This is a genomic window from Roseimaritima multifibrata, from assembly GCF_007741495.1.
In the GTDB taxonomy this organism is placed as follows: Bacteria; Planctomycetota; Planctomycetia; order Pirellulales; family Pirellulaceae; genus Roseimaritima; species Roseimaritima multifibrata.
This window is the reverse complement of sequence record NZ_CP036262.1, coordinates 3,446,553-3,459,302: the sequence shown is the minus strand read 5'-3', so window position 1 is coordinate 3,459,302 and position 12,750 is coordinate 3,446,553. Positions and strand designations below refer to the sequence as shown.

Here is a 12,750-nt window from a genome sequence, read left to right as displayed (position 1 = left end):
GTTATTCGTCTCCCAACAATTCGGCCAGCAATTGTGACTTCAGAATGAAGCCGCCGCCGGTCACAATCGACTCGCCTTCGCGAAGCCCTGATCGCACGACGATGGTCTTGTCACTGGTAGGCCCGACGGTGATATTCCGCCGGAGGAACTGATCGTCGCCTTTCAATACAAACACAAAGGACTTGCCTTCGTGTTGCTGGACGGCCGAATTGGGAATGACAATCGATTCTGCCGGCTGAGCGGTTGGCAATTCGATGTTGACGAACATTCCGGGCTTTAAATCGTGATTCGCATTGTCAGCGATCGCCCGCAATGAAATGGTTCGTGTCGCCTCGTCCATGATGTCACCGGTATAAAAAACTTTGGCCGTGAACTTGCGATCGGGCAGTGCGTCGTTGCGAAGCGTAATCGTTTGGTCTTTGAAAGAGTTCAAAAGTGGCAGGTGTTCTTCGTAGACGTTCGCCGTCACCCAAACAGTCGAAAGGTCAGCAATGCTTAACAACATCACATCAGGACGAACTTGCTCTCGCAGGACAACATCTTTGGTTAGTACGGTTCCGTCAAAGGGAGCTCGGATCGCGTAGTGAGATAACGCCTCGCCTTGTTTAGCAGGATCAATTTCGTTCAGTTCCTTGGCATCAACGTTCAGAATCCGCAAACCGGTCACGGCCACCAGGACTTTCGCCTCGGCTTCTTTTACAGCCTGGGACGTTTTTAGAGTGGACGTTTGCAATTCGTATTGAATCTGCTCGATCCGAGATTGAAAAGTTGCTTGATCGGCGTTTCGACCCGAGGTTGCCGCCAGCAGCGTTTTGCCTGACACGGCCCCGGACTGCGATACTCCTTCAAGTCGCGAAACGTCAGCGGCAGATTTTAAAAAGGCAGCGTATGAAATCAACGCTCGCTCACGATAGTCGCCCATTGGCCGGTCACGAAACTTCTTTTCGATTTCCGCGATTGGCATGTTGCTTCTCAGGGCAACTAGCAATTCGTTCGTGTTTTTTGCGATCGCTGTCTGCAGTTCGTTTTGCGTTTCTGCAAGCTCCAATTGCAAGCGGGCTTGATAGAGTTCTAACTTCGCCGCACCGACTTCTCGACTGTGGATCACTGCAAGCAAATCATCCATTTTGACGGTTTGTCCCAGACTAACTGAAACATCATCCACGATCCCGTCGACCATCGAATAGATATGTGCAACACGATCCTGGTTAAGCGAGATTTTTCCGGTCAGATGCAGCGTTTTTGTGAATGCGTTGCGTTGCACTGGTTCAATGTGAATTCCTGATGCTTGCCACTGGTCTTTCGGCAGAATGACAACAGATTCCGCCACTGTCGACTGAGCCGTTGCAGACACGAAGGGAATCAATGTCGCAGCCATCATCGCGGGAAGCAACCATGCGCGCCACAAGCGACATTGGATACCCGTTACATGTTCAAAAGGATTCATGGTGGTTGGTTACTTGTCTAAAAAGCGTTGTTCGTAGTTGAAATGCGTCGAGCCAATCTGACGCCCCGAAAGCGTAACGGCCGATGTGCGTGGAAATCGTTCGCTGGAACCGGCCAGCAAAACGGACACACGTACGAAACGGAAGCTGCCGTCTGGGTTCGATATCAAGTCGCGCAATGGTTTACCGACGCGGATTCAAAACCCAGATGATCAAGCGAATTGTTTGATCAACGAACGCTTAGCAGCGAACGACACCCAAGAATTCGGGCAGAGACTGCCGGCTGTGGAGTAGCGCGACGTTTTGGAAAGAATGCTGGCGGTTTGCCGGCAGAAAGGGCCTTGCAAAGAACTGCTTCAATGGAACCGATTCGATTCGCAAGACACAAGCAGATACTGGAAAATCCAATCGCTGTCCCAACGCAAACGGTTCGGTCTGCGCCATTAAGTCAACGCCGCCCAAGTCCTCGTGACCGTCCATAGGGAAAACCCAATGCCAATGCCAATCCGCCGGCCAGCGATCCGAGTTCTCGAAACCGCCGTGGTGGAATTTTAGATGGCAATCCATCTGTTGATCCGAGACTCGCAACGATAGATCGTTATGATTATGTCCCACCGGGAACGGCGCAGGCCAAAGCATCAACACGAGAAGCATCATCTCGGTTAGCATTCGGACGGGCTTACGGTAGAAAGTCTGAAGCATCAGCTGGGGAGCGATTTTTTGAACGAAACAAACAAGTACGACCCCAGAATCTAATCGGAAGAAATTCTCCTGTCAATCTAAATCAGCCTGCTATCGAATAGCGCATCCTAGTTGCAAATGACACTGGAAGCTTGCGGAAACAGTCATTGCCCGCGGTTGAAATTGAATAAGCAGAATAGGATCGCCAAACGTTGTCGATTCGTTGCTCTGAAAGCTCCGCAATCATCTCGGTCTACTTCATATTGAAAGCCCCCTTTTCCCAATCACTTGTTGTGACTGGAAATCGCGTGCCGACCGATCGGGCAAGTTAAATACTGGCCACAAACAGAACCGATGTTCGATTCTTCATCATCGGTGTCAATTTCATTGCTTCATCCTTCTGTCTTCCGATCACAGGACGCGATCAAAGAGGAATTCATCAAGACGTCGACAGTCGTTTTATCAATGGATTTACGCCAGCCTTCTCGCGGTTCTTAACCGCGAACCCTCTAACGAAAAACCTCTACGGAAGAGTAAACGCAATCGCGATCAGGAATTGAACGAGGCTAAGAGTCCAATCTCGACCACCCAGTTTTGATACATATCCACACAGTGCTGACAGAAATCCAATCCAAGGCGAACAGACGACTTCTCAATGGGTTGCCCAGCCATGGCGTCAGAGAACCAAACGCCGCGCAAAACGAACTAGGACCGATCGGGCAAGTGACTCGCGGCCAATCCACCCAGAACGCCAAACGAACACCCCCGATCCTCTAACAGGCAAGATCAATTCCTCTTGTCCGCAATCGATCCAGCAGAGATTCCAGCAGGGGCATCCAGTCTGTAAGCAACGTATTTCCGGCCTCTGCACCAACGCCGGTTGCTTCGGCTCCGCATCGTCTGGAATGAACGATGTCAGTCCCCCGCCCCCGCAGGAAACCGAAACCGTTCCGTTTCCGAACTGGTCCAGTCGGTCTTACATTTGGCAGATAACCACATGCCGGTTTGAAATCCGAACCGCTCCCATCGCTAGACTACTAACCTATACTGGTCCCTTAACAGGCTACGATTTTCAGTTCAGCAAGTGTCAATCGCGGGAGCAAGAATTGACAAAACAAGAAATGGATCAAAAAAAGGCAATCATGATTGTCATTGAACACTTCGGTAATATTGCGCCAGGCACAAAGTGTTCAGCGGTCTTCTTTGACACGCCGAAGATTCGGCGGGAAAAGGAGTTCTACGCAAAATTGTATAGCGAGAACGGTGTGCATGATCCGGAAACCCTTCGCGCGATGGTGGATGCGAACGTCCCTAACGACCCTTATTGGTTGGTCTCTTTAAAATCCGCCAGTGGTCCATCGGGCGATGTGACTCGCCTGCATAGAGTCGACCACCGAACGGGAAAGATAATCGCAGACCCGGCTTAGTGCCTAATTGGACCATCACGCACAGAACCGCTAAGCGGCGATTCGTCAATCGTTTCAGAATGCTCCCCGCGACGTCTGATCGCGTTCAGCGTCCCGCGGACAACAAGCAACTCCCTGGGCATCTCATTGAAGGCCGAATTCGGTCTTCACAATCCGTTGAAAATGGGTCTATCGCGAGAGACTATCGCCGCCCACCTCTCCTGTACGCAGGCTATCGCGTGCAAAGACGCAATCGCAGTCAAAAATCGGTTTGCTCATCCGGCACGTCCCCACCTGTGTGATCATTCGGTTGCTGTTGACCGCTCGCCATCAGGCTCCAAACTGCTTGCCCGTGAGTAGCACAACCTGCCCGAACGGTTCGCCAGCTGGCATCGGGTTCCAGCAAGAAATCCGCGTCCCGTTTATCGGCCCCAAAGTCGTTGCGATCTCCGCCAACGCTCACGAGGGCGATTTGGCGAAGGGTAGTTCGCGTACTTTGCCGGTTAGATCAACTTTGGATCGATCGGTAAGATACGGCTATACCAACGAAGTGGTTTGAGTTGGCAACACTGCTTGCTGCCTGTCGCCTTCCGTTGTCGGATTCGGGAGAAATCGACAACACCGTGGGAATCATCTCTGGAAAAAATCCCCACCTGTTCAGGTTTTGCGACAGCAGGCGATTGCATGCATATCCTGAGGTAACGCAAACGGTATCAGGCTCCAAGTTGGTACCATCATGAAATGGCTCCGACGTCATTCTTGCGGTGTAGCACCAGCCTCCTTGCAGACTTTGCCGCTCGCACAACACCCAATGTGCCTGAATACCGCCCACATAGAGTGAAATCGATTCGTAACGTCTCGCCGGTCTGTCTACGCTTTCGGCGCGCGTAACTACCTGTCAGACGTAGCGACCGTCGTCAGGCGTTGGACCTTCCAACCCTACTTTCACGACGACACTCGTCGCTTCGTTGGCTTCCGACCACACTGGGAAACCGTCATTTACCACTCTCGCGTTCCTAAGCGGTAGCTGCGGTATTCCACAAGGATCGGCACTCGTCGCAATCGACGCTTCGTGCAAACAAATTTTTGTTAAATCACATGGCGCATCGGCACGCTGTTTGCATCTTTCTCCTTGCTATCAGATTCAGGATAGATCCCCAAATGGAGAGTGACATGAATTCCCAGAAAGACAACCGCCTGCGCCCCATTCAAACGAACCACGGCGTGAGCTACCCCGTGGTCGGTGCCGTTGCCCAGCCCGACGACGACGAGCATGACAAAGAACCCGAGGAAACTTCCGCTAAGTCAGATCGATCAGAAAAGACCACGGCGGCGTTGTAGAAGGAGGATTTTGCAACGGCTCAATCCCCCTCTGAATTTCCTGTAGTGAGATTCCCGGCGAATCCGATCACACTCCCGCCAGCGGGCCAATGGACTATCCAACGACTCCAGATGGAAGATACTTCGTCGTCGCCGGAAGGTTATGGCGAAAAAGTGATCCGCGTCTAAGCGAGGCGGTTCTTGGTCGTCTTGTCAGAGATTTGATGTCCGCTAGACGCGCGGTGAAGGCTGCAAAACGATCAGGTGATAACCTATCGTTAGAGGAAGCTAGGAGAGATGTTGATGCTGCAAAGGTCGCGTTGGGCGAACGCGGACCAACTTGGTGGAATGACGACACCGATTTCAATCGTCACCTTGCAAGTAATACACCCTATGCGGATTGGTGGGCGGAAGAATCGAAACGCTCACTCCGGCCGGAATCCTCTACGTAAACCTAATCGCCAGGCATCTTAGCCATCGCATTTGTCGTGTCAGCACGTTGGCTCCCCATCATTCCAATCGCCGCCAACGACATGGAATGCGATCAGGACGACTGGTTGGCCCTTTCCCTTTTGCATCGACAACACCCGCAAGATGATGGTTCTGGCCAGGGTGATCGACACGCTACATCCGCCTGACCCGTCGTGACCGTCGCTAGAACTCCGACGTTCCCAAATGGGCTTCGACCAATTTCCGCCGTACCCATAGAAATCATGCTAAACACGATGCGCTCGCAAACCGTTCGTTAACAAATTCCATTACGACAGATTAGCGGCGCGCTGTTTGCGTACATCTTTCGTTTCCGAGTAGTAACTTTTCCCTCAATGCCATAGGTCCGATCATGCCACATGTTGCCCCTCTAAAGACCGCTGACGCCCCTGCCGATTCACAACCCATTTTGGAAGCAATCGAGAAAAAATTCGGGAAGTCACTGAACATCTTTAGCACGCTTGCCCACCAGCCCGACGTCCTTGGAGGAACCACTCAGATTAACGATGGCATCCTCAATGATCTGCCTGACAAGCTTCGCGAATTTGCGTACTACAAAGCATCGCAGGTCAACGGATGCGAGTATTGCTCGCACTACCATAAGGCGGCGGCTAAGAAAGCGGGGGCGACCGATGCGCAACTTGCCGCAATCGACGACTATGCTGCCAGCGATACGTTCAGCGACCACGAGAAAGCGGTGCTGGCGTACTCCGAAGAGTTGACGAAAACAGCTACCGTCGATCCTAAGATCGTATCGACATTAAAAGAGTTTCTTGATGACACGCAGTTGGTTACGTTAGCGGCCACGGTTGCACTGGCGAACTTCACCAATCGGATCAATCACGGATTGGACATCGAACTGCCATGAGCAACGCCGAATTTGATCTGATCGTAATCGGGACCGGACCGTCTGCATCCACGGTCGCCACGAAATCCCGCGAGGCTGGCAAACGCGTCGCGGTCGTCGAGGCGAGAGAGTTTGGCGGCGCGTGTGCACTTCGCGGTTGTAACCCCAAAAAAGTCTACTCGAATGCGGCGAATTTGGTAGATCGTGCTCGTGGAGCAAAGGGTAAACAAGTTGAGTTCCCAGCAATGCGAATTGACTGGCAAAACTTGCTTGAATTCAAACGTGAATTTACGGATCCGGTCGCCGACAAGACAGAAGCCTCCTATCAGAAACGTGGGATTGAAACGTACTCGGGACTCGCTTCGTTTGCTGGCCCCAACGAAATACGCGTTGGAGAAACGCAGCTGACAGCCAAGCGAATTTTCGTCGGAGTCGGTGCATCTCCGCGAAAACTTGATATTCCGGGCGGCCAGCACGCGATGCTCAGTGATGCTTTTTTTGAACTCTCATCGCTTCCCAATCGGATTACTTTCGTCGGTGGTGGCTATATTTCGTTGGAGTTCGCTTGTGTAGCGGCGAGGCACGGATGCGATGTAACGGTAATCGAGCGCGGCGACCGAGTCCTGGAGCCCTTCGATCCTGATCTGGTGGCACAGTTGGTCGACTATTCCGCACCACACAGCATGAAGATAATCACGGATGCAAAAGTAACGGAAATCAGCGCCGACGAAGTTGGCCAGTCCACGACAGTCAAGTACTACACCTCCAAAGGTGAGAAGACTGTGTTGGCGGACTTGGTCGTTCACGGTGCAGGTCGAGTCCCCAACTTGCAAAACATGGAGCTGAACGTCGGCGAGGTCGACTTTGGCGACCGAGGAATCAAGGTTAACGATTTTATGCAGAGCATAAGCAATCCAAACGTTTATGCCGCTGGCGACTGTGTCGAATGCCCGCAACCGCGATTAACCCCAACGGCCAACGAACAGGCGAGGGTGGTCGTAAAGAATTTGTTCGCAGAACAGCCACTAAATCGCCCCGATTACGGCGACATACCGCAAGTCGCATTTACGGTTCCCGCAATCGCGGCGATCGGAATGTCACAACTAGAGGCCGAAAAAGGACATGACGTTGAAGTCCGACACGACGATACGTCGTCGTGGGGATCGGTTCGCAAGCATGGCCAACGCTGTGCTGGGTACAAGGTACTCGTTGACAAGAAAACCGATAGGATTCTCGGCGCCCATCTGTTAGGTCCAGGTGCCGAGGAAACGATCAATCTGTTTGCACTGGCAATGAAACATGGCCTGACCGCGACCGACATCAAGTCCACCTTGTTTGCCTTTCCAACATTTGGTTCAGACATCCGTCGAATGGTTTAGCAAAAAATCATTGAGAGATTGGCCAGCACTATGTTACCAATGGTCACGTCGGTGAATGCAGTGGCACTCAAAACCCGTGGAAATGTTCCAGCCCCGGATCTGAGAAATGCAATTCGGCTTGCTGATTGAAACGTTTTATAGCCTTTCGTTCACGACAGAACGCTCGAATGCCTAACCAACGCCGCTCCAACGGTGGTCATCCCGTTTGCGAATGATCAGCCGAGATTTGGTTCGAGAGTCAAATGGTCAGGTTGCGGTAAATCATTTCCGGAAAATTTGTGTCGGTTGCGCAACAGAAAAACCGTTTTCTAGAGTCCTGACAATCTGACGTATCATGAGAATGCAATCGGCGATTGAGCGTTGCGGAGGCGTCACCAAAGCCGCCGATATCGTCGAATTGCAAGCCTTCACCAATCACCCGGTCATCAGTGTTCCAGACCAGTCGCCCAGCTCGCCCCCGAATTCAACAGTGTGGAGGCCAATGCGAAAGTATGGCGAGGTTTCTCGGAACGTAAGATAAATGAGTTGCGAATAAGTGACAGGCAGCCAAGCCCCTAACCCGCTGCGTATGCGAAGGACGGAAAGAACAGGCCGCTATCCCTCGCTTACTCAGCGGTTTGGTATTTCGGTCGCTTGTCACACCGCTGCAATTCGCCAGCAAACCGCCAACTGGTAAATCGCGCGTCCCCTGCCCCAGCGATGCCACAGACGTACCCCACCATTCCGTCTTCAATGATCGAATGCAGTTGCTCGTTATACACATCTGCCCCTCCTGTCGGCATTCCTAGCATCGAGCGCATCCGTGTTGGTCGAATGCCAAAAGTCGAAGTCCCCACGGCCCACGCGACGTGACACCTTCGAATGATTGACGACGATTTAGCGTTCTCCTAAATCCAGCACCACTTCACCAAAGCGTACGCAGGGCGTGCGGCCTTCGCCCCCAAAATACCGCTCGATGATTTCTTCCGGAATCTCCTTCTGTAAGCAAGTCGAGTATTCATCACGGTAGCGAAGCGAGGATTCGACCGGTTGAGCGGCAACGGCAAACTGCGGACAGATCGACGACTTGGCGAATTGCTGCTCGCTGAACAAGGCTGATTGCATCGGACCAAATTCCTTTCGAATGCGAGAACTGTTTGCTGGACGGTGAAACGCCAGGCAATGCCTTTCTAAGGTTTCGCAGGCCTGGCGAATGATGTTCTATTCATTGACGGACGGGATCGGTGCGGGAGCATGGGCTTATCTGCACCTTGAAAACCGACCACGCGCCCGAACACCCAACCTACCGGCTCGTGATTAGTGTAAATCTGGTCGACGTCAGCGTCCGTTGAAACGGGCTTCGTCATAACCGTCGGTTCTTGGTTAGAAAGCAACGACCGCACGCCAAGACCACCTGCGAATACGACCAAGCATGCAACGCCGACGCTCCGCCAACCGTACCGTTGAATCAAGAATTGTTTCATCTCTCTTTTCCTCCAATGCGTTATCGCGTACCCGAACCGCCAACAGGCGCAGAACGTGTCCCAGAACCGCCCGGAGCCGAGTAACTCTGTGATGGGGCAGAATAGGAAGAGGAGGAACTGCCGTCGTAATAGCCTCCGGATTGGCGGCATCCACTAAGAAGAAAGCATCCAAACGCAGCAACGCCGACAACGAACGTACTAGCGAGCATTTTAAAAGACATTGATTGGCATCCTTACATAAATTTAGCAATGGTCAGCTTGGAACAAGAAATCCTGTCCTATTCCATTTCGGCTTTGAAAGTCCGTCGGCAACGTGAGCCGACACACAGAGGGACCGAAAACGATAACAATCAACGACCGATGCTGAGCGAAACATTCCACTCTGGCACCCGCCGTTGCAATCCAGGACGTACCATACGAATCTGCGAACCTTGCGTATGTGCGATGGCTTACAGTTCGATAAATGCAATGCACCGGGTCGATGCGGAAACAAAAATCTAGAACGTCTCGACAACGCTGGACATCTATCATGTCAAACAATCGAGTAGGGTGAGCCAGCGGTGCTACCGCTGACTCAGCCCTCTCACAGAACCGTACGTACCGGACCGTATATGGCTCCTGTTTTACGAGATTCAGGATGCCTGAGGAAAGACTCCGGTCTCAATCGACGCTAGATCGAACAGGCCAAGCTCAACCAGGTGACCATTATCAATGGCGAAACTGGCATAGGAGCTGCGTGACGTTCGCCACGCGGTCATTCGCATCTTCTGAATTTCACCTTTGAAGCCGACCTGACGTAAACGCCAAATCAGCCGTTTCGGTTTCTTCCACAACGCGAGTTGTTTGGCCCACAGACGACGCCGAATTCAATTTGCCAGCTCACGATACAATGCCTTGCAGTTCGCCATCCGGAAGTAGTGGCCCCACCCCCGCAGCACCGGGTTCAGGTCAGCAATGACCTTTGCCAGGTTGACTGGGCTGGTACGACGTGTGATTAACTTGACCTTCAACGTGAATGCCGCGACTTTCTTCGGATCGATGCGGGTGTGCACCGAGCCGATCATGACGCCCAGGAACTTCACGCCACAACTGGCGTGCGTCAGGTGCGTCTTGTCGCGGTTGACGGTCAGTTTTAGTTCACCTTCCAGAATTTCGCTTGCTACTGCCATTGCATGACGAGCCCCCGTTTCGCTCCGGCACAGGATCAGAATGTCGTCGGCATATCGGACAACTTGCCGGTTCCCCGGATCGCCATCATGGACCGTTCCCCCCCAGCCTTGAGTCTCTCGGGCTTATGTCGGCTGCTGGTTGTCGGTGCAGATCGTTTCTTTCCAGTCTCCCTCGTAAAACTTCACCCCTTCGCATCCAGCGATGGCCTTTTGAGCCAAAGCCGTCCACCGAGGCTTGCCACGGTTTCCTCCGCTGCTTTGCTCGATGTCATCACGGTTTTCTCCTCCAGACTGTTGCCAGCTTTCACAGGCCGCGACTTACCCACTACTACGGGATCATCTGACTCCTGACACCACATCAGCCTCGCCTTTAGTTGCCCCTTGCCACGGCCTATCTGCTTCTCACGCTTCGCCTTTGGGGGAGCTAGCGCGGCGATGGATCCAGGTCTCCCCAGTTACTGTGCTGACTCCCTGAATCTGATAACGTCCCCAGTCACTTGTTGCTCCTATTCATGAATCGGACATCGCCACTTTTTGCAAGCTCGTCCGAGCAACCTGCCGTATCGGGTGCGCTTTCGCTACGCACTACATTCTTCCTATCGCTTCCTTCAGACCCGCAGTCACCCACGGAACCCTTGCGAATCGGATTCAATTCCCCGTGAACAGGGCTTGGTCGGTGGAAAGCATCGACTGGGTTTGCCAGCTTCGCTGGGCAAACAGAAAAGCCCGCCCGACTTGGTCGGACGGGCTCTTGAAATTAGGAGGCGAGTTCCGCCATCGATGGCGGGACACGCGAGTGATGCATCTATCGCTTAAACAGGCGGGTTGGTTCTTCGGCAGAAACTTCCGCAGGCAACTTCTTGCTGGTCAGCTTCGCAGCGAAGCGTACACTTTTGTTACCTTGGCACTTGGCCGTCACCTTGTAGTCCGCGCGGTCGCCCGGTTCCATCGTCTTGATCGGATCGAATTGAATGGTCGCTCCATCCTGACTGTTCTCGGTTGGGCCATCGGCCGAGACGAATTCCAAACCTTCTGGCAATTCTGCGATCAGTTTTACGTTGTTATCCGGCGCGTCCCCTTCGTTCCAAACGCGGATGGTGTAAACGACCTGGTCGCCCTTGATCACAGGGTCTTCATCGTCAACAACCATTAACTGCATCGCTGGCAACCGGACAACCTTCACCGTTGCCACAGCCATTGACTGAGCACGAGCGGTTGACTTGGTTTGATCCTCGGCTGAGTCCACGGTGCAAACGTATGTTGCCACGATTTTGCTCGGAATCTCTTGAATGTCACCGGCTCGCACGGCGTAGTCGAAAGTTGCCGTTTGACCAGGTTCCAATCGTGCGATCGTGAGCTCTTTTTCCGTCATTTCCATTTCAGACTTCTGCGACTGTTCGCTGTCGCTGTTTCCGTTGGCGGACGAGTTTTCGCCCTGCTTGGATGCCATCGTCGGTTGATTGTTGCCATCGTTTTTGCTTGACTCCTTCGAGTCATCTTCGCTCGGCGACTTTTGCCGCATCGAAGGTTCGCTGATGTCGACTAGGTTCGACTTAGCGGGCACGATCACTTTGACGCGGACGTCTTCGGCGGCGACGTTTCCGGTGTTGGTGACTTCGCCGGTAAAGGTCGCCAGTTCGTTACCATACAAACGGTTAGGCCCGTTAAGTTTGGCGGCCAAGTCGGCCGAGATCACTTTCGTGGTGGTTTCTTTGCTACGCGATGAAAGTTCACTGTTCGTTGCAGTAGCTTCGGCGCGGCTTGAGAATTCTCCAGGTTTTTGGGCGTAGACACGTGCGACAAATTCGCGAGTCTCGCCGGCGGCCAAGCCGTCGACTTCGAAACTCAGCTCGCTGTTGCCCTCGATCGTGGCGAGATGTTCGCCAAGCGAATCGGTCACCTTCACGGGACCAACGTCGCCGCTGCCTCCATTCTTAAGCGCATATTCCAACTCGATCATGCTACATCGGTTGGCTTGTTCGGGTGCGACCTTGGTCAGTTCAAGTTGCGGTTTCACAACTTGGCTGGTAAGGCAAACGGCCGGCGTATAGCTAGCGATTTCAAGGCAACTATGCAGCTTGCCTTCTTCATCCGCGGTCGCTTTGACCAAGAACGTTCGACTGTCACCCGGTTTCAATGTTGAAACGGTCATCTCTTTGCTAGACGAAGATGACTCGGTCGACTCTTTCTTACTGTCGTTTTGCTTGCCCTGGTTCTTCATCGAAACCGATTCGATGCTCAAGCCTTTCGTCTTACGTTGCTCAAGCTTGATGTCGTGCAGGACTACGTTGTCGGATGCGTTGGACAATTTCACTTCGTACTCGAACGATTCTCCGATACGAACTTCGTCGGGCATCTCGGCGGAAAGCGAAATCAGTCCATCACCGGTGCGGATTTCATCGGCTTGGGCTTGGGAGGCAAAACAGGCGGCGGCGAGTCCGCAGCCAAGGGTCAGGTGGCGAAAAAAGGAACGCATGGAAGGTTACTCTGGTGTAGAGAGGAACGAAATGGAAAGTAACTTATCTGCTCGGGGTGGACGCAAAAGGTGTTC

The 12,750-nt window shown here is 52.9% G+C and carries 11 protein-coding genes and 1 pseudogene; 6 read left to right on the top strand and 6 right to left on the bottom strand.

Features of this window, described 5'->3' with window-relative positions; translation table 11 throughout:
* Position 1 precedes the first annotated feature (1 nt).
* Positions 2-1,447, bottom strand: coding sequence for an efflux RND transporter periplasmic adaptor subunit (locus tag FF011L_RS12575; protein ID WP_145351998.1), 1,446 nt, complete (start codon positions 1,445-1,447; stop codon positions 2-4).
* A 1,584-nt stretch (positions 1,448-3,031) separates the two neighbouring features.
* Between FF011L_RS12575 and FF011L_RS26840 the strand changes: the two genes are divergently transcribed.
* The 6 genes from FF011L_RS26840 (at position 3,032) to FF011L_RS12545 (ending at position 7,567) form a co-directional block, all read left to right on the top strand.
* Positions 3,032-3,553, top strand: a complete 522-nt coding sequence (locus FF011L_RS26840; RefSeq protein WP_246109889.1) for a hypothetical protein — start codon at positions 3,032-3,034, stop codon at positions 3,551-3,553.
* A gap of 250 nt (positions 3,554-3,803) precedes the next feature.
* The gene (locus FF011L_RS12560) at positions 3,804-4,091 is read left to right on the top strand and encodes a hypothetical protein (protein WP_145351996.1); all 288 of its coding nucleotides are present in this window, start codon (positions 3,804-3,806) and stop codon (positions 4,089-4,091) included.
* Between the two features lie 614 nt (positions 4,092-4,705).
* On the top strand, positions 4,706-4,873 hold the full coding sequence (locus FF011L_RS26285; protein WP_218933172.1) for a hypothetical protein: 168 nt from the start codon (positions 4,706-4,708) through the stop codon (positions 4,871-4,873).
* A gap of 203 nt (positions 4,874-5,076) precedes the next feature.
* Positions 5,077-5,304: a hypothetical protein gene (locus FF011L_RS12555; RefSeq protein ID WP_246109888.1), complete on the top strand. Its 228-nt coding sequence runs from the start codon at positions 5,077-5,079 to the stop codon at positions 5,302-5,304.
* 389 nt (positions 5,305-5,693) lie between these two features.
* The gene (locus tag FF011L_RS12550; protein WP_145351994.1) at positions 5,694-6,209 is read left to right on the top strand and encodes a carboxymuconolactone decarboxylase family protein; all 516 of its coding nucleotides are present in this window, start codon (positions 5,694-5,696) and stop codon (positions 6,207-6,209) included.
* The gene (locus tag FF011L_RS12545; protein ID WP_145351993.1) at positions 6,206-7,567 is read left to right on the top strand and encodes a dihydrolipoyl dehydrogenase family protein; all 1,362 of its coding nucleotides are present in this window, start codon (positions 6,206-6,208) and stop codon (positions 7,565-7,567) included. Before FF011L_RS12550 ends, FF011L_RS12545 begins: the two co-directional genes overlap by 4 nt.
* Before the next feature lie 605 nt (positions 7,568-8,172).
* On the opposite strand, the gene FF011L_RS12540 is transcribed toward FF011L_RS12545, so the two are convergent.
* The 5 genes and pseudogenes from FF011L_RS12540 to FF011L_RS12520 form a co-directional block, all read right to left on the bottom strand.
* Positions 8,173-8,358 (bottom strand): hypothetical protein, encoded by a 186-nt coding sequence (locus tag FF011L_RS12540; protein WP_218933171.1) that lies wholly within the window; start codon positions 8,356-8,358, stop codon positions 8,173-8,175.
* Positions 8,359-8,443: 85 nt separating this feature from the next.
* The gene (locus FF011L_RS12535; RefSeq protein WP_145351991.1) at positions 8,444-8,671 is read right to left on the bottom strand and encodes a hypothetical protein; all 228 of its coding nucleotides are present in this window, start codon (positions 8,669-8,671) and stop codon (positions 8,444-8,446) included.
* A 1,225-nt stretch (positions 8,672-9,896) separates the two neighbouring features.
* Positions 9,897-10,094 carry a group II intron maturase-specific domain-containing protein gene (locus FF011L_RS27035; protein WP_261342567.1) on the bottom strand — a complete coding sequence of 66 codons (198 nt, stop codon included), beginning with the start codon at positions 10,092-10,094 and terminating at the stop codon, positions 9,897-9,899.
* 6 nt (positions 10,095-10,100) lie between these two features.
* Positions 10,101-10,256 (bottom strand): annotated as a pseudogene (locus FF011L_RS27030) (reverse transcriptase domain-containing protein); the annotation flags it as partial.
* A gap of 748 nt (positions 10,257-11,004) precedes the next feature.
* Positions 11,005-12,675: a COG1361 family protein gene (locus FF011L_RS12520; protein ID WP_145351989.1), complete on the bottom strand. Its 1,671-nt coding sequence runs from the start codon at positions 12,673-12,675 to the stop codon at positions 11,005-11,007.
* Between the last annotated feature and the right edge of the window lie 75 nt (positions 12,676-12,750).

Coding starts and splice junctions, on each gene's coding strand:
- FF011L_RS12575 (WP_145351998.1), bottom strand. CDS start 1,447: ATGAATCCTTTTGAACATGTAACGGGTATCCAATGTCGCTTGTGGCGC.
- FF011L_RS26840 (WP_246109889.1), top strand. CDS start 3,032: ATGAACGATGTCAGTCCCCCGCCCCCGCAGGAAACCGAAACCGTTCCG.
- FF011L_RS26285 (WP_218933172.1), top strand. CDS start 4,706: ATGAATTCCCAGAAAGACAACCGCCTGCGCCCCATTCAAACGAACCAC.
- FF011L_RS12555 (WP_246109888.1), top strand. CDS start 5,077: ATGTCCGCTAGACGCGCGGTGAAGGCTGCAAAACGATCAGGTGATAAC.
- FF011L_RS12550 (WP_145351994.1), top strand. CDS start 5,694: ATGCCACATGTTGCCCCTCTAAAGACCGCTGACGCCCCTGCCGATTCA.
- FF011L_RS12545 (WP_145351993.1), top strand. CDS start 6,206: ATGAGCAACGCCGAATTTGATCTGATCGTAATCGGGACCGGACCGTCT.
- FF011L_RS12540 (WP_218933171.1), bottom strand. CDS start 8,358: ATGCTAGGAATGCCGACAGGAGGGGCAGATGTGTATAACGAGCAACTG.
- FF011L_RS12535 (WP_145351991.1), bottom strand. CDS start 8,671: ATGCAATCAGCCTTGTTCAGCGAGCAGCAATTCGCCAAGTCGTCGATC.
- FF011L_RS27035 (WP_261342567.1), bottom strand. CDS start 10,094: ATGATCGGCTCGGTGCACACCCGCATCGATCCGAAGAAAGTCGCGGCA.
- FF011L_RS12520 (WP_145351989.1), bottom strand. CDS start 12,675: ATGCGTTCCTTTTTTCGCCACCTGACCCTTGGCTGCGGACTCGCCGCC.